The sequence below is a fragment of the Cryobacterium sp. Y50 genome (assembly GCF_002929805.1).
GTDB lineage: Bacteria > Actinomycetota > Actinomycetes > Actinomycetales > Microbacteriaceae > Cryobacterium.
Genome location: NZ_PJJM01000086.1, coordinates 61,568 through 79,901, shown reverse-complemented (window position 1 = coordinate 79,901; position 18,334 = coordinate 61,568). Strand labels below are relative to the sequence as shown.

21 protein-coding genes and 2 pseudogenes are annotated in these 18,334 nt (G+C 64.5%); 10 read left to right on the top strand and 13 right to left on the bottom strand.

Features of this window, described 5'->3' with window-relative positions; translation table 11 throughout:
- Both CXY73_RS08840 and CXY73_RS08835 read right to left on the bottom strand, forming a co-directional pair.
- Window positions 1-566 (bottom strand): annotated as a pseudogene (locus CXY73_RS08840) (IS3 family transposase); the annotation flags it as partial.
- Between the two features lie 246 nt (window positions 567-812).
- Window positions 813-1,109, bottom strand: a pseudogene (locus tag CXY73_RS08835) (transposase); the annotation flags it as partial.
- A 71-nt stretch (window positions 1,110-1,180) separates the two neighbouring features.
- Between CXY73_RS08835 and CXY73_RS08830 the strand changes: the two are divergent.
- Window positions 1,181-1,951, top strand: a complete 771-nt coding sequence (locus tag CXY73_RS08830) for a hypothetical protein (RefSeq protein ID WP_104135307.1) — start codon at window positions 1,181-1,183, stop codon at window positions 1,949-1,951.
- Here the strand turns inward: CXY73_RS08830 and CXY73_RS08825 are convergent.
- Window positions 1,944-2,966, bottom strand: a complete 1,023-nt coding sequence (locus CXY73_RS08825; RefSeq protein ID WP_104135308.1) for an acyltransferase family protein — start codon at window positions 2,964-2,966, stop codon at window positions 1,944-1,946. The genes CXY73_RS08830 and CXY73_RS08825 overlap by 8 nt on opposite strands.
- Before the next feature lie 499 nt (window positions 2,967-3,465).
- Here CXY73_RS08825 and CXY73_RS08820 point away from each other — a divergent pair, with 499 nt between their 5' ends.
- The 3 genes from CXY73_RS08820 to CXY73_RS08810 all read left to right on the top strand — a co-directional run bounded on the left by CXY73_RS08820 (window position 3,466) and on the right by CXY73_RS08810 (window position 7,105).
- Window positions 3,466-5,823 (top strand): trehalase-like domain-containing protein, encoded by a 2,358-nt coding sequence (locus tag CXY73_RS08820; RefSeq protein ID WP_104135309.1) that lies wholly within the window; start codon window positions 3,466-3,468, stop codon window positions 5,821-5,823.
- Between the two features lie 80 nt (window positions 5,824-5,903).
- Window positions 5,904-6,575 carry a TetR/AcrR family transcriptional regulator gene (locus CXY73_RS08815; protein ID WP_158253035.1) on the top strand — a complete coding sequence of 224 codons (672 nt, stop codon included), beginning with the start codon at window positions 5,904-5,906 and terminating at the stop codon, window positions 6,573-6,575.
- Between the two features lie 11 nt (window positions 6,576-6,586).
- Window positions 6,587-7,105, top strand: a complete 519-nt coding sequence (locus CXY73_RS08810) for a CarD family transcriptional regulator (protein WP_092107039.1) — start codon at window positions 6,587-6,589, stop codon at window positions 7,103-7,105.
- Between the two features lie 74 nt (window positions 7,106-7,179).
- On the opposite strand, the gene CXY73_RS08805 is transcribed toward CXY73_RS08810, so the two are convergent.
- From CXY73_RS08805 to CXY73_RS08775, 7 genes are all read right to left on the bottom strand, one after another.
- Window positions 7,180-8,229: a YihY/virulence factor BrkB family protein gene (locus CXY73_RS08805; protein WP_104177483.1), complete on the bottom strand. Its 1,050-nt coding sequence runs from the start codon at window positions 8,227-8,229 to the stop codon at window positions 7,180-7,182.
- Window positions 8,230-8,322: 93 nt separating this feature from the next.
- Complete coding sequence (locus tag CXY73_RS08800; protein WP_104177482.1) at window positions 8,323-8,496, bottom strand: CsbD family protein; 174 nt, start codon at window positions 8,494-8,496, stop codon at window positions 8,323-8,325.
- A gap of 90 nt (window positions 8,497-8,586) precedes the next feature.
- Complete coding sequence (locus CXY73_RS08795) at window positions 8,587-9,207, bottom strand: hypothetical protein (protein WP_104177481.1); 621 nt, start codon at window positions 9,205-9,207, stop codon at window positions 8,587-8,589.
- Entirely contained in the window at window positions 9,204-9,827 is a 624-nt protein-coding gene (locus tag CXY73_RS08790) for a DUF6286 domain-containing protein (protein ID WP_104177480.1), read from the bottom strand. The genes CXY73_RS08795 and CXY73_RS08790 overlap by 4 nt, the downstream gene beginning before the upstream one ends.
- A complete protein-coding gene (locus tag CXY73_RS08785) occupies window positions 9,824-10,249 on the bottom strand; it encodes a hypothetical protein (RefSeq protein WP_104177479.1) in 426 nt (141 codons plus the stop codon). The genes CXY73_RS08790 and CXY73_RS08785 overlap by 4 nt, the downstream gene beginning before the upstream one ends.
- Window positions 10,246-10,440, bottom strand: a complete 195-nt coding sequence (locus tag CXY73_RS08780) for a DUF2273 domain-containing protein (RefSeq protein ID WP_233198231.1) — start codon at window positions 10,438-10,440, stop codon at window positions 10,246-10,248. Before CXY73_RS08780 ends, CXY73_RS08785 begins: the two co-directional genes overlap by 4 nt.
- A complete protein-coding gene (locus tag CXY73_RS08775; protein WP_104177478.1) occupies window positions 10,437-10,913 on the bottom strand; it encodes an Asp23/Gls24 family envelope stress response protein in 477 nt (158 codons plus the stop codon). The genes CXY73_RS08780 and CXY73_RS08775 overlap by 4 nt, the downstream gene beginning before the upstream one ends.
- Before the next feature lie 186 nt (window positions 10,914-11,099).
- On the opposite strand from CXY73_RS08775, the gene CXY73_RS08770 reads away from it, so the two are divergent.
- The 4 genes from CXY73_RS08770 to CXY73_RS21945 all read left to right on the top strand — a co-directional run bounded on the left by CXY73_RS08770 (window position 11,100) and on the right by CXY73_RS21945 (window position 13,011).
- Window positions 11,100-11,618, top strand: a complete 519-nt coding sequence (locus CXY73_RS08770) for an RNA polymerase sigma factor (protein ID WP_104135369.1) — start codon at window positions 11,100-11,102, stop codon at window positions 11,616-11,618.
- Complete coding sequence (locus CXY73_RS08765) at window positions 11,615-12,262, top strand: Asp23/Gls24 family envelope stress response protein (RefSeq protein ID WP_146071701.1); 648 nt, start codon at window positions 11,615-11,617, stop codon at window positions 12,260-12,262. The genes CXY73_RS08770 and CXY73_RS08765 overlap by 4 nt, the downstream gene beginning before the upstream one ends.
- Window positions 12,262-12,591, top strand: coding sequence for a hypothetical protein (locus tag CXY73_RS08760; protein WP_104135319.1), 330 nt, complete (start codon window positions 12,262-12,264; stop codon window positions 12,589-12,591). The genes CXY73_RS08765 and CXY73_RS08760 overlap by 1 nt, the downstream gene beginning before the upstream one ends.
- A 246-nt stretch (window positions 12,592-12,837) precedes the next feature.
- A complete protein-coding gene (locus CXY73_RS21945; RefSeq protein WP_158254076.1) occupies window positions 12,838-13,011 on the top strand; it encodes a hypothetical protein in 174 nt (57 codons plus the stop codon).
- Window positions 13,012-13,016: 5 nt separating this feature from the next.
- Here CXY73_RS21945 and CXY73_RS08750 read toward each other — a convergent pair whose 3' ends face one another.
- The 3 genes from CXY73_RS08750 to CXY73_RS08740 form a co-directional block, all read right to left on the bottom strand.
- Entirely contained in the window at window positions 13,017-13,643 is a 627-nt protein-coding gene (locus CXY73_RS08750) for a LysE/ArgO family amino acid transporter (protein ID WP_104177475.1), read from the bottom strand.
- 22 nt (window positions 13,644-13,665) lie between these two features.
- Window positions 13,666-14,151, bottom strand: a complete 486-nt coding sequence (locus CXY73_RS08745; RefSeq protein WP_104177474.1) for an Lrp/AsnC family transcriptional regulator — start codon at window positions 14,149-14,151, stop codon at window positions 13,666-13,668.
- Between the two features lie 239 nt (window positions 14,152-14,390).
- Window positions 14,391-14,831, bottom strand: a complete 441-nt coding sequence (locus CXY73_RS08740) for a MarR family winged helix-turn-helix transcriptional regulator (protein ID WP_233198230.1) — start codon at window positions 14,829-14,831, stop codon at window positions 14,391-14,393.
- Between the two features lie 336 nt (window positions 14,832-15,167).
- On the opposite strand from CXY73_RS08740, the gene CXY73_RS08730 reads away from it, so the two are divergent.
- Entirely contained in the window at window positions 15,168-16,943 is a 1,776-nt protein-coding gene (locus CXY73_RS08730; protein ID WP_104177472.1) for an aldehyde dehydrogenase family protein, read from the top strand.
- Between the two features lie 46 nt (window positions 16,944-16,989).
- Window positions 16,990-18,276, top strand: a complete 1,287-nt coding sequence (locus tag CXY73_RS08725; protein WP_104177471.1) for an ATP-binding protein — start codon at window positions 16,990-16,992, stop codon at window positions 18,274-18,276.
- Window positions 18,277-18,334: the final 58 nt, after the last annotated feature.

The following is an 18,334-nucleotide window of genomic DNA, read 5'->3' as shown; positions in this document are numbered from 1 at the left end:
ACCCGGTTCTCACCCGCGTTGAGACCGGCCTGTTTGAGTTCGTCGGCGATGAACCGGTAGCCGAACGCGGGGTCGTTCTGGTGGGCGTCCCACGCTGCGTTGGTCAGGTGGGCGTCGTCCCAGTCGCGTTGCGAGACCGGGTTTCGGAGCCACTGGTAGAAGGCTTGTTTGGAGAAGTGCAATACCCGGCAGGTCACCGTGACAGGGATCCTGTCGACGGCCAGTTCGCGGACCAGCGGGTACATCATTTTGGGTTGACGTCCCGGGAGAGGTAGGCGACCGCGCGGCGCATCACCTCGGCTTCCTGCTCCAGCAGCCGGATGCGTTTCCTCGCCTCCCGCAGCTCGGCAGACTCCTTCTCCGTCACGCCGGGCTTCACTCCTTCTTCGACATCGGCTTTCTTCAACCAGTTCGCTAGGCACGACTCGGAGATACCGAAGTCCTTCGCGATCTGGTTCAGCGNCGGAGATACCGAAGTCCTTCGCGATCTGGTTCAGCGGGGCTTCGTGTTTGCGAGCGACCGCGACGACATCGCGCCGGAACTCGGGTGGGTAGGGCTTGGGCATGATGACATCTTTCCAGTGAAGACGAATCTCCACAGGTCAGGAGTCAACCAAACCAGGGGCAATCCCATTCCCGTGGCATTGATGCCGTGTTCGTGGAACAGGCGGCCCGCGGACGCGAGTAGGCGCTCCTTGGCGCTCACTNGGGGCTTCGTGTTTGCGAGCGACCGCGACGACATCGCGCCGGAACTCGGGTGGGTAGGGCTTGGGCATGATGACATCTTTCCTGTGAAGACGAATCTCCACAGGTCAGGAGTCAACCAAACCGGGGGCAGTCCCTTCCTTGGCTCGGTCTCGGGTGCGTTTGTCTTTGATGTTGCAGAGCGCCAGCTAGAGCATCTTGATCGCGGCTTCGTCGCTGGGGAAGTGGCCGCGGTTCTTGGTCACTTTCCGAAGTTGGTAGTTCAACGATTCGATGCTGTTGGTCGTGTAAATGACGCGGCGCAAATCCGGCGGAGAGGCCAGGAACGGGGTGAAGCGTTCCCAGGCATCCTCGAACGTTTTCGCTGCTGCCGGATATCTCACACCCAGGGGTGACGCCGCGAACGTGAGATCAACGCGCTCCACGCTTGGTCGAACCGGCGACCATGCCCGCGCCTGATCGATAAACTTTGGATATGTCAGACCAGCACTTCGAGCAGGACGAAACCCTGCGCCTTCCCACCGTTCAGTTTCGCGTCGTTCTTGACCTAGGCGCCCGGCTCGCGGCGGCCATCACCCTGCCCCCGGAGCTGGCCCATCCCGACCTGTTTGCCGACCGCGACGATGAGGGTGAAGCCCTCAACCTGTCGATCGACTACGACAGCGGTCAGCTGCACGTGCTGCTCGACGAAGCCGGTCCCAGCTTTCACTATCACGGTACTGCCGACCCGTACGAGAGCCCGTGGCCGAAGGACCAAACCGCCATTCTGCTGGAATGGGCGCTCGTCTTGGTGCAGGAGATCGACGGCCAGGACGAGCTGCTCAACTCGATCTATGAGGCCGCAGAGTGGTTCGAACAGGGCTTCACGCTGTATGTACCCGAGACCGAACCGACCCAGCTCGAATTGATTGAGGTCGACATCATCGGCGAACTGTTGACCCTCCCGTGGCTCGGCTCCGGGCGGGTCGATCACGAGCACATCGACGGCGACAATCACCCGATCGCGTTGCTCTGGAACATGAACAACGACGACCCCGACGCGCCCATCGCTCGCGCCTGGCTCGACCCGACTACCGGTCTGCCGCGTACCGCTGCTGAGTCCGGCGTGGACTGGAACGCCGTCGCCATGAGCGAAGACGAGGTGCTGCAGTGGTTGGTCGGCATCTACACCAACCACCACGTGGCCGCGACACCAGAAGCGCAGATCATGCGCGCCGCGCTCGAACGCATGGGCGGCATTAGCTGAGCCGGCTCTTTCGCGACCCACGGGTGAGCGCCGTGAGCAGACGTTCGAGCGGACCCTTTCCCAGAAAATAGTGCCACAGACTGGTCAGGATGAATGTGAGCAACAGCATCCAGGTCAGCAACGGCCAGCCGGGGTAGTCAACCTCCCGGCCGCCCGCTACCACGATGGCCAGGACCATAATCTGCAGCGTGTAAACGGTCAGCGCCATCGATCCGGTCGCTGCGACCGGCGAGAGGATGCCGCGCACCGCACGACCCAGCCGGCCACGATTCACCGCAGTGAGCCAGAGCAGCGCGCCGATTAGCGCGATGGCGAGCCCGCCAGAGCCGATCACCTCGGCGATCGATCCCGAGTGCGCCTCAGCGCTGACTCCGGACAGCACGATGGCCGCACCGTAGCCGGCCACCGTCGCTGAAGCGCCGACACCGACGAGGGCGACCTGGGTTTTTACACGTCGCAGATCGGACCGTGCGACGATGAGACCGGCCAGGAGAAACGGCATCCAGATCAGCACCGGGTAGGTGCCGTTGAGAAAGAAATAGTCGACGAAATAGCCGAGCTCGGGCTGGTCGACATTCACGTCAGCTTGGGCGGCGCCGAGCATGGGCGCCCCCAGCAGAAACGCGACGCCGATCAGGCCGAGCAGCCACCGACGTAAAAAAAGCAGCGGCAGAAGTAGCAGAAACATGAGGGCGTAGAAATGCAGGATGATGGCGATGCCGCTGTGCAGGCTCGATAGCACCAGGCCGAGCAGAAACAAAAATAGCGCGCGCACCATAATGCCGAATACGCGATCTGAACGCTGACCCCAGCCCAGCGGATGTGCCGATCCGGTCATGATTCCGAGCGATATTCCGGCCAGGGTCGCGAACAGAATGGAGGAGCGCCCATCGACAAGCAATTCGGCATCACCCGCGCGCGGAACGGCATGGGCTACAAACATGCCGATGATCGCGAGCCCGCGAGCGATGTCGATGGCAACGACCCGTTTGCCCTGGTCAGGCCGCGTCTGCATGAGAATAGGCTACGGGTTCTCGCGGCCTCACGCAGACGGGTTCGCGCTTTCAGCCAGCGCGCCGGTCAGATGAAGGGCCAGCGTGGTCGGCTGTCATCAGCTATTGCTGGCTGGCAGATTGCTGCGCATCAAGCGCGACGCTGCAAGGCACATTCTGCACAGTCGCTGCCGCAGGCACGATCATATCGCTCTGGCCACGCTTCTTCGACACTGTACATCGATACGGAGCCGTCGATTTCGTAGTGCTCGGTGGTTTGAGCTGCGGCATCCGCTCGCCTAAAGGTGGCACGTGCTTGAGAAGTTGGCATCCGTGCAAACCTCTCAAACACGTGCCGCGAGCGCTAGCTAGTGTCACGAGTCTGCGCGTGATGGCTGGCAACCTCATGCCAGAAAGTGTGGCACCGTTCGTGCAACCCAGCGCCGATGGTAACGTCACCTAGGTCTGCCCAGCGATTGGCAGCAGTGCCCGTCTGTTTGCTCATCTCCTAGGAACTCCCTCATGCCGCAACGCCTGAACCTGTCCAAGAACCTACCGCGCAGCTTGGTCGGGTTGTCGCGCGAGATCCTGCAGGACTTGCAGCAGTTGGCGCGCACGCCCTCCCTGCTCGTGGCGTGTAACTACGGCGGCACCCTGTCGTATCACGGCGCTTCCGATGTGCCCTCCAAGCTGCTCACCGAATCGGCGCTCGCACTGCGGGCGCTTGCCGCGCTGCCCAACACTCACACGGCCGTGATGAGCGGGCGCACCCTGCGCGATCTTGCCGCTGATTCGCGGCTGCCCCGCGAGGTGCACCTGGTCGGCTCGAACGGCGCTGAGTTCGACTCGGAGTTCTTCGACACCGAGGACGGCGACGCGACCAGGCAGGATTCCGGTGCGGCCCTCGACCGGTTGCGCTCCCGCCTCGGCGTCAGTGCCGCCTTCTTCGCGGGCGACGGTGCGAGCGACGAGATGGCGATGAACACCCTGCACGGCCCCGACCTGGGAATTCACATCGGCGACGGCGAATCCGTCGCCGCGCACCGGGTCAGCGGTCCGGAAAAGCTCGCACAACTACTGGCCCTGCTCTTTGAACTGCGTAAGGACTGGCTGTTCGGCCAGCACGTCGTTGCCATAGAACGCCACTCCATGATCGGCGATGGCACGTCGACTGCCCTCGTGACGCCGGAAGCGCGCATCTGCTGGATGACGCATCCTCTGCCCGATTCTGGCTCACTGTTCGCGAGCATTCTGGGCAGTGAAGAGGCCGGTCACTTCTCGATCGAACCGGTCAAGAAGAGCCGCGTGCTCGGCCAGCGCTATGTCGACAACACCATGATCGTCGAAACCCGTTGGGCAGACGTGACTGTGACCGACTACATTGAGCCCTCGCCGCTCGGCATCACCAACCTCGTGCGCAAGCTCACCGGCACCGGTCTGGCTCGCATCGTGTTCGCGCCGCGCCCCGACTACGCCGTCGCCCACTTCAACATGCACGCGGACGGCGGTCTCGTCACCATCACCGGAACCCCCGACCCCATCGCGCTGTCGGCGCCGGGCGTCGAATTCACGGTCACCTCCGACGGACGCAACGAGACGGCCACGGCCATCGTCGACCTGTCGCAGGGCGCGGTCATGCTCAACCTGCGCTGCGGCGACACCGAGCCGTATATTCCGGATGCTGCCGGCGAAGCAGCCAGGCGCGGCGCGGTCATGAATGATTCCCGTGCCTGGGTGAACACACTCACCCTGCCGAGCGTGAAGCCGTCGCTCGTGAGCCGCTCCGCGCTCGTGTTGCGTGCCCTTTGCTACGAACCGACCGGTGCGGTGCTCGCTGCCTCGACGACGTCATTGCCCGAAGGTATCGGCGGAACCCGCAACTGGGACTACCGCTACTGCTGGCTGCGTGACGGATCGATGACGGTCAAGGCGCTCGTCGACCTCGGATCGACCAACGAAGCCGACGGCTTTTTGCACTGGCTGGCCGGCGTTGTTGAAGACAGCCCCGGCGCTCAGTGGCTGCATCCGCTCTATTCGGTCACCGGCTCGTCGCTGTCGACGGAGGCGAGCCTCGAATCACTGCCCGGCTACGCCGGATCTCGCCCGGTGCGCATCGGAAACGCCGCAGACAATCAGGTGCAGATCGACGTCTTCGGACCGGTCGCCGAGCTCATGGACACGCTCAGCGCCCGGCAGGGAACGCTCTCGGACTTTCAGTGGCACCTGCTCACCGAGATGGTCGAGGCCGTCACCAGCCGCTGGCAGGAACCCGACCACGGCATCTGGGAGGCCCGGCGCTCGCCGCGGCACCACACCTATACCAAGACGATGTGCTGGGTGACGGTGGATCGTGCCATTCGCACCGCCGTTCGGCACGGTCGCGAGGTCGGTGCCGGGTGGCAAGAACTCGCCATCACGATTCGCGACGAAGTGCTGCGCGAGGGCTGGAGCGAGGAAGCCCAGTCGTATACCGTCGCCTACGACAGCCCGGATCTGGACGCCGCCGTGCTCCATATCGGGCTGTCCGGCCTGCTCGACGTCAACGACGAACGATTTCAGAAGACGGTCAGCGCTGTCGAGCGCGAGCTGCGCGTTGGTCCGACCGTGTTCCGCTACCGCTACGACGACGGGCTGCCCGGGCTTGAAGGTGGCTTTCACATTTGCACGACCTGGCTGATCGAGGCCTACGTCCTGGCCGGGCGCCTCGATGAAGCTGAAGCGCTGTTCAACCAGCTGGTCATCCTGGTCGGCCCGACGGGGCTGCTTTCGGAGGAGTTCGATCCGGCCACCGAGAAGCACCTCGGCAACCACCCGCAGGCGTACTCGCACCTCGGCTTCATTCGCTGTGCGCAGCTCCTTGACGAGCACCGCGGGCGGTAGCGTGGGCCGGTTTTTGCGTGTCCGCAGTGAGGATGCGCCCGGGTCTCGGACACATGTCCGAAAAGTGCTATACTGAACGGATGAATTCGTTGACTGACCCTGGCCTCCTGGCCGAGGTGCCGGTCGACGTTCTCGTCGATTCGTCAAAGCTCACGCACGACCCGCGCGCCGAGCGCACCCGCGGGCTCATCCTCACGGCGATCCGTACGTTAATTGCCCAGCCGGCAGCATCCGTTTCAGTGGCCGAGATCGTTCGTCTGGCCGGAATCAGCCGCAGCTCGTTCTACGCGCATTTCGCCAGCCTCGACGTTCTTGCCGCCGAGCTGCTGCAGGCGCAGTTCGCCGACATCGGCTCGGCTGGCCTGGCTTTGCAGCCGGCGCGCGTCGGCGAGAGCGCGGCCCGATTCGGGTATGGTCGCCTTGTCGCGCACATGGTTGAAAATTTTCCCCTGTACGCGAGCGTGCTCGAGCTGCCGTTGACTCGCAGTGCGCACGATCAAATCATCGAGGCCTACGCCACCCGCATGCTCGAGTCGGTGCTTGTCTTCGACGAGACCGTGAACGCCGAGCTGGTCATGACCTATGTCGCCGGCGGTGCACTCACCCTGATCGGCTCCTGGATGCGTGGCCACCTCGACGTATCCGACGACGAACTTGTTGACCAGCTCGTGGCGCTGCTGCCCGGTTGGCTGCTCGACCCCCAGATCTCAAGCGCAACGCCCTTACGCGTTGCATCACCCACACAACACTGAAGGCGCATTCCATGAAGATTGAAATCGGCGAAACTCTGGTTTACCCACACCACGGCGCGGTCACCATCACGGCCCTCGCAACCCGCACGATCAAGGGCGTCGAAAAGCAGTTCATGACCCTCAACGTGCACACCAGCGCGCTGACCATTCAGCTGCCGGTCGACAACGTCGAGCTCGTCGGCGTGCGCGATGTCATCGATGCCGCCGGCGTAAGCGCCGTCTATGAAATTCTCCAGAACGCCTTCACCGAGGAGCCGGGCAACTGGTCACGCCGTTACAAGGCCAACCAGGAAAAGATGGCCAGCGGCAGCGTCTACCGGGTCAGCGAGGTCGTGCGCGACCTGTGGCGTCGCGACCAGGACAAGGGCGTTTCCGCCGGCGAAAAGCGGATGCTCGAAAAGGCGCGTCAGATTCTCGTCTCTGAGCTCGCTCTGGCCCAGGGCCTAACCGACCAGGAAGCCGGTGACCTGCTGCTCATCGAAATTCAGAACTACGTCGTCAGCGATGAGCCGGTGGAAGTAGCGGTCTAGTCTGACCGACCGCGCACCCAGATCGGGCGCGGTCGTCCGCTGGTCAAGCCGGGCCCGGGTAACTAACCGGCAGGCTACGAGCGCGGCGCGGCGTGCGACTTGCGGATGCGGCGGCCGTCAGCAATGGTCTGCATCTCCTTCAGGGCGGCCTTCTGGCTCTTCCAGGTTCCGCGGGCCGGCAGCTGAATGTTCGCTTCGGCGGCGATGCCCGCCTGCAGTTGGCGGCCACGTTCGAGTTCGGCGTCGAACTCGGCACCGAACAGCAGAGCGAGGTTGGTCAGCCACAGCCAGAGCAGAAAGATCACGATGCCGGCCAGCGAACCGTAGATTTTGGCGTAATTCGAAAACGTCGTGACGTAGAACCCGAATCCCAGGGATGCGATGACGATCGCCACGAGCGCGACCAGCGCCCCGAGGCTGAGCCCGCGAAACTTCGGCTGCCGCACGTTCGGTGTGAAGTAATACAGCACCGCGATCAGCAGCACCACGGCGGCCGCGAGCAACGGCCACTTGGCAATGGACCAGACCAGCTGCACGGTCTGGCCAAGCCCGAGGGCTACGCCGACGGCATCCGTTATGGGGCCGCTGATCGCCAGGATCAGCACGGAGACGAGCAGCAGGGCGATGCTGATGACGGTGACGAGCAGTTGCGTGGGTTTGAGCTTGAAAAACGTTCGCCCCTCGTCGATCTCGTAGATGCGGTTCATGGCCCGGCCGAAGGCGCCGACGTAACCGGATGCCGACCAGATCGCGACCGCGATCCCCGCAGCCAGGGCAAACCCGGCCGATGGCGAGGTGCTGAACTGTTCGATCGGTCCGCGAATGACGTCGAGGGCATCGGCCGGGACGACCGAGGCGAGGATGGTCAGCAGGGTGTCGGCGGATTGTCGTCCCTGGCCGAACACCCCGAGCAGCGAGACCAAGGCGATGAGCGCCGGAAACAGCGACAGCACGGCGTAATAGGTGAGCGATGCGGCAATGTCGGTGCACTGGTCGGTGCCGAATTCGCTCAGGGTGCGTTTGACGATGTACTTCCACGACCGCTTCGACACCTCGGCCGGTGTATCCGGTTTGCGGTCGTCGTCGGCGCCCGAAACCGCCGAGGTTGCGTACAGGTTCAACATTGTGCTTTCTTTCCTGGCGTGATGATTGACCCAATAGTCAGGGGAGTGCGGTGCGCGGCGGGCCTGAGTGCCCGACACGCACCGGAAACTGGCCTACTTTTTGAAGACGTCCTTGACGTCTTCGCCGGCCTTCCTGGCGCTCGCCGAGGTTTGATCGGCACGGCCTTCGGCGACCTTGGAATCGTCGTTGGTCGCCTTTCCGACGGCCTCCGTAGCTTTGCCCTTGAGGTCCTGCGCGGCGTTCTTGATTTTGTCTGATGCACTCATCGTGTTCTCTCTCTCGTGTGCTGTTTTCGGGGGAACGTTTCGGCGCGGGCGCGTCGAACGTAGGTAGGGGGCATCCAGTTGAGTCGCGATTTAGGGGATGCGGGTGTTGCGGCTGGCACGCACCCGGAAACCTCCGCTGATCTGCAGCAGGGCCAGGATGCGCAGGCCCAACAGCCCATCGAGGGCGTTCAGGGCCTGTTCGACGATGTGCACGACGTCCGTCGGGGAGGTTCCGCGGCGACAGGTCACCGAGATCTTGAGTACGGCGTCGCGGGTGACCCGATAGGTCGAGACGCGGGTCGACAAAAATTCGGGGTGCTCGTCGAGCGCCCGCTGCAGCAATTGTTCAGCGACGGCGGAATCAACCTGGGTTGCACCCCAATTCGTCGTATTTTCGCTGATCAGGTGGCCGGAATGGCCGCGCCCCTGCCGCAGAATGAAGCTGAGCAGCAAGACAGTGACCGCCAGCAACACCGCGAGGGTGGCGATCCACAGCCAGCTGTGCGCTGTGCCATCCGGGTCGGTTCCGACGAGTGGCGTGGCCCGGAGCCAGCCTACGACTGTCGTGCGGGCTGTGTCGGCAACCTCGGTCCAGGCATCCCGAATCGCGGTTCGCGTGGCGAACAGGCCGAGTAGTACGGCTGTGGCGAGCAACACCAGGCCGGCCACGAAAACGACGCTGCGGTTGAGCGCGCGGTTGGTGTTGTTCACGCTCCGACCCTTCCTCCGGCGGCCACGACGACGCGGGTCTCTAGCGCCGGTCGCAGTTGTAAACCGTTGAGCTGGTCGCGCACGGCCTGCTGCACCGCGTCGCGCTGCACCGTTCGGCCCGAGGTCGGGGTCAAGTGCACAGTGGCAAAGCGGCGCGAGACGCTGACCCGGGTATTGTCCGGGTCGATCCCGCCGACGCGAGCGGCGCGCCTCGCCACGGCGGATGCGATCACCTCGTCATCGACAACGGTCACCGTGCGCTCCGAGTCGATCAGGTGCCTGGCGCGGCGCCCGGGGGCAACCGCAACGACCAACAGCATGAGACCGAGCAGGGCGCAGCCCGCCGCGATCGCTCCCAGCAACGGAATGGACATGTTCGAAGCGGATGCAACGCCAGCGGCAAGTTCGGCCGGCGTCGCAAGCAGGGCCGGCTGGCCGAGCAGCAGCAGCACCATCTCGGTACCCAGCCAGCCGCACGACAGAATGACCACGACAGCCACGGCGATGGCCGCAGCCGACCGAGGCGAGTGAAGTTCGCGGCGACCGATGCGGGCACTTCGCGCGGTCGTCGTCACGGCGGACCGGTCTATCCCGCCGTGCATGACGGTCGCGCTGCTCATCGCACTCGCCGTTCCCGCTGCACATCAACGCCAGTCAATCGCACGGTGACCCGGCCGATATCGGCGCCGGTCAGTTCACCGACGCGGCGACGAATCTGAATCTGGGCCGTGGCCGACCGAGCCAAAATGGTGCCGCCCGTGCGCGCGAGGACGGCCGGTTCGCGGCTGAAGTGCCAGAGCGGAACGACGCGAATCGAGGTGCTGATCGTGAGCGCGAGCATACCGTGGTCGTCGCCGAGTTCGACACTGACCCGGTCTGGTGCCACCCCGAGCGACTCGGCGGTAGCCAGTCCGACGATCCGGCGCAGCGCGTTCGGCGCGATTCGAGTACGCCCGTGGGTCGCGGGCGGCGCGATTGTCGTGCCCGGCGCATCCGCTCTGGCGGTCGTTTCACCGAGAAACCAGTCGGTCGCCACGCTCATGACGAAGAACGCTTTCCCTGAAAGGCGCCGATCAGTGAACCGAGATCGAGGCGGCCGTCAATTACGCGGCCAACGAGCGAACCGACCAGCATGGCCAACGCCACGAATAGAAACACCCAAAAACCCAGAATGACCCAGGTCAGCGCCAGAATCGCTCCGACCAGCATGCCGGTGCGGGTTGCGCTGGTCACCGCAGTGCGGCTTTGTTCGGCTCAGCCTCGGCCTCGTCGCTGGGCAGGTGAATGTCAACGATGGTCACGTTGACCTCGGTGACTTCGAGTCCGACGAGGTCTTCAATGGCCCGAATCACACTCGAGCGGATGTCGTCGGCCACCTGCTGCAGCTGCACCGGGTACTCGGCGACGATGGTCACGTCCACGGCGACCTGCGTTTCGCCGACCTCGACCGAGATGCCCTGGCTCACATCCGTGTTGTTCATGGCCTCGCGGATGGCGCCAAGCGCCCGGGCCGCGCCGCCGCCGAGGGCGTGCACACCGCTGACCTCGCGGGCGGCAATGCCGGCGACCTTGGCCACGACGCCGTCATTGATCACGGTTCTTCCCGTGCCGGTGAGCGGTTCGCCGGCCAGAGCCGTGCCGACGGGTAGGCGGTTGCCGGGCGGCGTGGTTGCAGAACTGGTGCCGTTGGTGTCGCTGAGGTCCATGGGTAGCTCCTTGAGATCGGGCCAGCTGTGCAGGCCGAAAGCGGATTGTTACCTGTAGGACGAAACCTGTGGCATATTCGTCACGCGAAGGTGAGGAAAATTTTTGAATCGTTCGCACGAGGAGGTGACGTGCCCGGAACAGTGCGTGAGCAGGTCGCCTCGCCGTTGGATACGGCAGCCGACCGGATGCTCGCCGACCGCGCCGCCGACGGCGACCTCCGAGCTTTCGAGGTGCTCGTGCGCCGGTATGGACCGCTCATGCGGGTCTACGCCACCCGGGTTCTCGGGTCTAATGACGAGACCGACGACGTGGTACAGGAATCGTTCATCACTGCCTGGCAGCAGCTCGGCCGACTCGAGGATGGCAACGCCGTGAAGAGCTGGCTGATGCGCATCGTCAGCCGCAAGAGCATCGATCGGCTGCGCGTTCGCCGCCAACACGTGAACATCGATGACACGGATGCCCCGGCGCCAGAGCGCACCGCCCCGCATGCCCTGGCCGAGGTCGAGTCGCAAACCGAAGCGCTGGCCCGAGTGCTCGCTGCTCTCCCCGAGGACCAACGGCGCTGCTGGACTCTGCGCGAAATCGCCGAGTACAGCTACGGTGATATTGCCGCCGAGTTGAACCTGCCCACATCGACCGTGCGCGGATTGCTGGCCCGGGCGCGCAAAACCTTGCTTCGCGAGATGGAGGAATGGCGATGACCGAACTGACGCCGGCAGATCGGCGCTTCGTCACCTTCGACCTCGACGACACCGATCGCGAAGAGGCCGGCCTGAACGGCCACACTATTGAACAACTCAGCGACTACCTCGACCGGGGCGGGCTACCCGCTGACCCGAGCATCGACGATTCGCCGGACTGCGAAATTGCCCTGCGCGGTCTCGAGCGCCTACGCCGAGCGCAGCTGTCGCTGCTTGAGCGCGACCTCAAGCGGGAATCCCTCCGCAACGACAGTTGGGTCGCATCGGTTCTGGAGAACATCAGCCTGGAGGCGCACGCCGGCCGGGAGATCCCGCTGGCGCACTCGTCACCGACGGCGCGTCTCGTTGTGACCGAGGGTGCTGTTCGGGGTATTCTGCGGGAGACCGGGGACCGACTGGAGAACATTTTGGTCGGACGGTGCGTGCTCGTCGGAGACGTCAGCGTGCCCGGTGAACCCATCACGATTTCGGTGGATGCGACTGTATTCCCGGGGCAGAATATTCCGGCGGTGGCCGAGCAATTGCGACAGGCGATGTATGTCGCTTTAGGAAAATACACGGAACTGGTCGTCGCGGCCATCGATATCACGGTGAGTGATCTGTATACCGCGCCCGATGCATCCGCTCATGAACAGGAGCGATGATGTCTCCGGTGCATCCCTCGACCGACGAACTCGACCAGGTGGTGCGTCGGGTTGCGGGCGTAAACTCTTTGTATCCCGCGGGGCCCCTCCGCGCGAAGGTGGTCACAGCCACCCTCGGTGCCCTGACGCATCGTCTGCCCGCAGCCTCGGTGGTGGTCAGGACCCAGGGTGCCGACGGCGTTCGGGTCACGGCCAAGATCGGCATCACTGCGGACGAGTCGGCCGGCGAAGTTTCGAGGCGTGTGCACGATGCGATCGCTGCGCACCTGCGGCAATCCGGCGATCCGGCGGTGGCCGAGATCACCGTGATCGTGGCTCGAATCGGGTGAGCGTCTGGACCTGCGCGGGGCCCGTGCTAGCTTGCCCCAGATAAAGCAGAGAGAAATGTTCCTCCAAGCGGATGCTGCGTTGCGCTGCGTCATCGACCAGATCACCCCAGCCCAGCTCGACCCCGACCTCGAGCCCGACCCCGACAGAATCCTGCACCTCAGCTACGGCGATTATCTGCTCAACGAAGCGCTGCAGCACACCACCCTGTATCGGGCCTTCCAAGCCTGGAGTATCGCCAGGCACACATGGGCCTTGGCTACTCGCTGCCCGACGATCTGGTCGATAACCTGTGGGAGCAGGTCGCACGCAACATCGAAATGTGGCGCGGTTTCGGGGTTTTTCCGCCCGAGGTGCCGGTTTCCGAGGGCGCGAATCGTGAGGTCCAGCTGCTTGGCAAGGCCGGGTACTGGCGCGCCTAGCTCCGCTACACCCCGATGGCCATCCGCACGCCGAGGGCGATCATGACCACGGCGATGAACGCGTCCAGCACACGCCAGGAGGAGCGCTGGGCAAACAGGGGTCGCAGCATCCGCGCGCCAAAGCCCAAAGCGAAGAACCAGACAAAGCTTCCCGTGATCGCGCCGGCGCCCCACCACCAGCGTTCGCTCGCCCCCTGCTGATTGGCCACCGAGCCGAGAAAGATCAGGGTGTCGAGGTAGACGTGCGGGTTGAGCCAGGTCAGTGCGAGGGTCGTCGCGATGACTGCTCTGGTGCTCTCGTGCGTGATGGCCGCTGCTACGAGCACGCCGGGGCGAAAGGCGCGCACTGCGGCGAACATACCGTAGCTCAGGAGAAAGCCGACGCCGAGTGCCTGCACGACGACCAATACAACCGGGGCGGTTCGAATGAGAGCGCCGATTCCCACAATGCCGGCCAGGATGAGCACGGCATCGGAGACCGAACAGATCAGCACGGCCGCGAGCACGGTGCGGTTTTTGCCCTCGATGCCGAGCCGCAGAATATACGCGTTCTGGGCGCCGATCGCGATGATGAGGGCGAGTCCGGTGCCGAAGCCGAATAGGGCGGGCAGAAGCGTATCGGCGAGGTTCATTTCTTGCTTAGTTTAGGGCGCTCTATTCGGGGGTTACACCGTTGTAGAAGTGCTCGAACACCATGCTCGTGCGGGTTGACGCCACGGCCGGATCGGCGGAGAGATGCTCGAGCACGAAATCGCGTACATCGTCGGTGTCGCGGGCCGACAGGTGAATGATGAAGTCCTCGGAACCGCCGAGAAAGAACAGCTGGACGACCCGGGGCATCACCCGGATCGAGTCGCGAAAGGCCGGGATGTGTGTGCGGGCCCCGGCGCGGATGCTGACGCTGATCAGCGCCTGCAGCCCGAAACCGATCGCCTTGGGATCGACCATGGCCGTGAAATCGGTCACGATTCCACGGCTGACCAGTGAGCGCACCCGGGAGACACAGGTGGACTCGGCGATTCCGGCCGCCGCAGCCAGACGACTGTTGGTGGTGCGGGAATCCGCCTGCAGCGCCGCGATCAGAATGCGATCGACCTCGTCGAGGGTTTCGACCTCCCGAATCTTCTTCGCGTCAGCCATGTCGCTTCTCCTCGTCACCGCATAATTCGTGAAATATTCTTAAAGTCTGGCAGATTCCACGGATTTTACCTAGTGGGAACGAATCAATAGCAGTCTTACCCCTGTCAAAGCCGATGCGTTCGGTACTGGTAACCCGAACCGGATCCCCTATGTTGGTCGGCCTTCCAAGCGGAGCTGTTGTTGGTCGCCGACGCGGTCGCCTGAGCTTTGGTGCCGGCCGGCAGCGGATGCGAATGCGGTCAGGAAGTCGCGGCGATGACGCGGTGCAGCGCCTCGCGCAGCACGACCAGCTCATCGAGCGGAAGATTGAGTGCTTCGACGACTTGCGGCGGGATGGTTTCGGCGACGGAGCGGAGGGCCGCTCCTTGTGCGGTCACGGTAATGTCGAGCGTGCGCTCGTCGGCCTCTCGGCGTTGCCGGCGCACATAGCCGGTTGCTTCGAGCCGCTTGAGCAGGGGGGAGAGGGTGGCCGGATCAAGGCAGAGGGTCTGACCGAGGCCCCTAAGGGTGCGTGGGCTCTCGTCCCAAAGCGCGAGCATGACCAGATACTGCGGATGCGTAAGGCCGAGCGGCTCCAGAATGGGCCGATACAGTGCGATGACATTGCGTGAGGCGATCGCAAGGGCGAAGCAGACCTGGTTGTCGAGAGCGAGCGGATTCTCGAGCATTGGCGATGTCATGGGCGTTCCGTTCCCGCCGGTTGTTCTTCCGGCCATTAATTAGTACACTAACAGTTATGACACACGGTAAGGACAGCCGCCCGCGAATCAAGGGACGGGGCGGAATGACTGCCTGGCTCAACGGTCGTCTGTTTCCCATTCTGGGACCGCCGCCGGTCGGACTGAATGGGTCGGATCTAGTGCCTGCCGCACCCGCGCCGGTTCGCAGCTGCCCGGTCTGCGCCCAACCGATGGATCAGCACGACATCGATCGGAGCGGCGCGCGCACCCAGCTGCACTGCCCATCGCCGCGCACTAAACGTCAGCACTAAGCTGGGCGACAATCAGGGGAGATCGATGACGACGGATCAGGCCGACCTCGACCTCGCCATTGCCGAGCTGGCTGCCGGCAGCGAGCGATGGGCGGCGACTACCCTCGCGGCGCGCGGCGATCTGCTGGCGCGTGTCGCAGCATCCGTCGCCGCCGAAGCCGAGCCCTGGGTGCTTGCGGCCGCGCATGCCAAGGGGCTCGACCCGGCGTCGCCGCTGATCGGCGAGGAATGGCTGACGGGCCCGTACGGCGTGCTCACGTCATTGACCGCGCTGAAGCGCACACTTCGGGTACTCACCACCGGGCGCAGCCCCATTGCAAACCGATGGCTGGGGCGGGCACTGGGCGGTCGGGTCACGGTTTCCGTGCTTCCGCACAACGCCTGGGACGGGCTCCTGCTGCACGGATTCACCGCCCAGGCCTGGCTGCGACCGGGCGTCACAGCGGCACAGGCCCGCTCCCGGGCCGGACTGGGGCAGCGTGTTCCCGGCAGCGAACCCAGCGACGACTCTGGCCCTCGACCAGACCGTAGGGTAGGCCTCGTGCTCGGCGCCGGAAACATCAGCTCGATCGCACCGCTCGACGTGCTCTACGAACTCGTGGCACACAACCGGGTCTCCATCCTCAAACTCAACCCCACCTTCGACGGCCTGCTGCCGGTCTATCGCGCGGCGCTCGCCCCCCTCATCGACGCCGGCCTGCTGCGCATCGTCACCGGCGGCGCGGATGTGGGCGGTTACCTCGCGCAGCACTCCGGCATCGGCCACGTGCACATTACCGGCAGCGCGACCACCCACGACGCCATCGTGTTCGCCGGTGCGAAAACGGATGCCCCGCGCCTGACCAAACCGATCACCAGCGAACTCGGCGGTGTTTCGCCGATCCTCGTACTGCCGGGCCGGTGGAGTGCCCGCGACCTGCGCTATCAGGCCGAACACGTCGCCACCATGCGGCTGCACAATGGCGGCTACAACTGCATCGCCGGGCAGGTGCTCGTGCTCAGCGCAGCCTGGCCGCAGAAGAACGCGTTTCTGGACGCGGTCGAGGCTGCCCTTGCTTCCGCACCGGCTCGGCCAGCCTGGTACCCCGGCAGTGATGAGCGGATGCTCGCAGCCCGCACCGCCTACCCGGCCGCGCGGTCGATCCCTGGCGGGCGCCTGCTCGTGGCAGCGAAGTCAGCTGTACCGGCCGAGGCGAGTCGTGAAGCACCGCAAACGGATGGTGTGGACTCAGCCGAGGCGCGGGCATCCGCTGTGCCGGAAGATATGCTCAGAACTGAATACTTCGCGCCGGTGCTCGGCGTCGTCGAACTTCCCGGCACCGGCCAGGCGTTTCTCGACACGGCCGTCGAGACCGTCAACCGCGACTTTCTGGGCACGCTCGGCGCGAATATTCTCGGGTCGCCAAGCAGTATTCGGCGGCTCGGAGCCGGGTTTGAGCAGGCCGTGGCGCGCCTGCACTACGGGACCATTGCGATCAACGCATGGACCGGCGTCGGGTTTCTGTCAGCGGCGGCGCCGTGGGGTGCGTTTCCGGGGCATACCCTCAGCGACGTGCAGAGCGGCATCGGCGTGGTGCACAATGCTCTGCTGCTCGATGACGTGGAGCGCACCGTCGTGTGGGGGCCTTTTCGGCCGTTTCCGCACTCGATCGTGCACGGGGAGTGGGCGCTGCTGCCGAAGCCTCCGTGGTTCGTGTCAGCCCGAAGTGGCGCGTCTACCGCCCGCCTGCTGACCGAATTCGCCGCGCGTCCCTCGATGCGCCGGCTGCCGGGCATCCTTGCCGCCGTCTTTCGCGCCTGACCCGGTGCAATAGATTGGCAGCACACCCAACGATGCGAGGTTCATTATGACTGGCTGGCGACTGCGCGATTTTCACTCCGACGATCTGGACGGCATTCTGCGCCTGTGGGACGAGATCAAGGCCGCCGACACCGAGCCGGTTTACGGCCTGTCCGAGGTGCTCGCCTCCTGCCAGAAGGACCATGCCGTCGTAGCCCTGCACGGAGATGAGTTGGTCGGTGCCGCCGTCGGCCGCGCCGCGCACGCGCAGGGCTGGATCGTCTTTCTGGCGACCGCGGAAAAATGGCAGAGCCAGGGCATCGGAACGGCTATGCTCGCCGCGCTCGAAGCCCGTATGGCGCCGCACGGCATGACCAAGCTGTCCGCGCTCATGCCCGAATCCGAGACCAAGGTCGACGCGTTTCTCAACCGCGGCTTCGAGGTCAAGAAGAACCTGCGCTATTTCGAACGACACATTCCAGTTCAGCGCGAGGAGCTCAAGCTGCTCGGCGAGCTCGGCGGCCGCGTGCTGCCCCGCGACCTCTGGCAGAAGGTCGGCGGCATGGCGCGCGAGAAGGAACTCCTCGAACGCCGACTGGTCATGCCCCTGGCCAAACCCGAACTGGCCGAGCGATACGGTGTTTCTCCGCCCAAAGCGGTCGTGCTGTTCGGCCCTCCCGGCACGGGAAAGACCACCTTCGCCAAGGCGATCGCTTCTCGCCTGGAATGGTCATTCATCGAGGTGTTCCCATCGCGCCTGGCGGCCGACCCGCAAGGCCTGGCCGGAGCGTTGCGCGAAACGTTCCTGAAGATCTCGGAGCTCGAACACGCGGTGGTGTTCATCGACGAGGTCGAAGAGATCGCGTCCCAGCGATCAGGCGAACCACCATCGGCGATGCAGGGCGTGACCAACGAACTGCTCAAGATTATCCCCGCCTTCCGTGACCAGCCCGGGCGCCTGCTGGTCTGTGCGACCAACTTTATTCGCGCGCTCGACTCCGCTTTCTTGCGTCACGGCCGGTTCGACTACGTCGTGCCGATCGGATTACCGGATGTCGCCGCGCGTCAGGCTATCTGGGAGCGCTATATCCCCGAGGCGGTGTCCGACGAGGTCGACCTTGCGGTACTGGTCGAAAAGAGCGAGGGATTCTCGCCCGCCGACGTTGAGTATGCCGCGCATCGGGCGTCTCAGCACGCCCTCGAGAAGGCGCTGTACTCAGCCGACGACGGTCCGGCGATCAATGGGCCGCGCACCGAAGACTATGTCACGGCCATCTCGGAGACGCGCATGACCGTCTCCGCCGAGGTCGCGGCCGAGTTCCTCGAAGACATCGAGCGTCTTGCCCGATTGTAGTCAAACGGATGCCCGGGCCCACCTTCGGAATGTGGGCCCATGACCTATCACGGGCCCG

Bases quoted from the DNA above. Each gene is read 5' to 3' on its own strand.
- CXY73_RS08770 (WP_104135369.1), top strand. From the start codon at position 11,100: ATGCTCGCCGACCGCGCCGCCGACGGCGACCTCCGAGCTTTCGAGGTG.
- CXY73_RS08790 (WP_104177480.1), bottom strand. From the start codon at position 9,827: ATGAGCAGCGCGACCGTCATGCACGGCGGGATAGACCGGTCCGCCGTG.
- CXY73_RS08745 (WP_104177474.1), bottom strand. From the start codon at position 14,151: ATGGCTGACGCGAAGAAGATTCGGGAGGTCGAAACCCTCGACGAGGTC.
- CXY73_RS08775 (WP_104177478.1), bottom strand. From the start codon at position 10,913: ATGGACCTCAGCGACACCAACGGCACCAGTTCTGCAACCACGCCGCCC.
- CXY73_RS08740 (WP_233198230.1), bottom strand. From the start codon at position 14,831: ATGACATCGCCAATGCTCGAGAATCCGCTCGCTCTCGACAACCAGGTC.
- CXY73_RS08805 (WP_104177483.1), bottom strand. From the start codon at position 8,229: ATGTTGAACCTGTACGCAACCTCGGCGGTTTCGGGCGCCGACGACGAC.
- CXY73_RS08725 (WP_104177471.1), top strand. From the start codon at position 16,990: ATGACTGGCTGGCGACTGCGCGATTTTCACTCCGACGATCTGGACGGC.
- CXY73_RS08800 (WP_104177482.1), bottom strand. From the start codon at position 8,496: ATGAGTGCATCAGACAAAATCAAGAACGCCGCGCAGGACCTCAAGGGC.
- CXY73_RS21945 (WP_158254076.1), top strand. From the start codon at position 12,838: ATGGGCCTTGGCTACTCGCTGCCCGACGATCTGGTCGATAACCTGTGG.
- CXY73_RS08820 (WP_104135309.1), top strand. From the start codon at position 3,466: ATGCCGCAACGCCTGAACCTGTCCAAGAACCTACCGCGCAGCTTGGTC.
- CXY73_RS08760 (WP_104135319.1), top strand. From the start codon at position 12,262: ATGTCTCCGGTGCATCCCTCGACCGACGAACTCGACCAGGTGGTGCGT.
- CXY73_RS08730 (WP_104177472.1), top strand. From the start codon at position 15,168: ATGACGACGGATCAGGCCGACCTCGACCTCGCCATTGCCGAGCTGGCT.
- CXY73_RS08825 (WP_104135308.1), bottom strand. From the start codon at position 2,966: ATGCAGACGCGGCCTGACCAGGGCAAACGGGTCGTTGCCATCGACATC.
- CXY73_RS08815 (WP_158253035.1), top strand. From the start codon at position 5,904: ATGAATTCGTTGACTGACCCTGGCCTCCTGGCCGAGGTGCCGGTCGAC.
- CXY73_RS08830 (WP_104135307.1), top strand. From the start codon at position 1,181: ATGTCAGACCAGCACTTCGAGCAGGACGAAACCCTGCGCCTTCCCACC.
- CXY73_RS08750 (WP_104177475.1), bottom strand. From the start codon at position 13,643: ATGAACCTCGCCGATACGCTTCTGCCCGCCCTATTCGGCTTCGGCACC.
- CXY73_RS08785 (WP_104177479.1), bottom strand. From the start codon at position 10,249: ATGAGCGTGGCGACCGACTGGTTTCTCGGTGAAACGACCGCCAGAGCG.
- CXY73_RS08765 (WP_146071701.1), top strand. From the start codon at position 11,615: ATGACCGAACTGACGCCGGCAGATCGGCGCTTCGTCACCTTCGACCTC.
- CXY73_RS08810 (WP_092107039.1), top strand. From the start codon at position 6,587: ATGAAGATTGAAATCGGCGAAACTCTGGTTTACCCACACCACGGCGCG.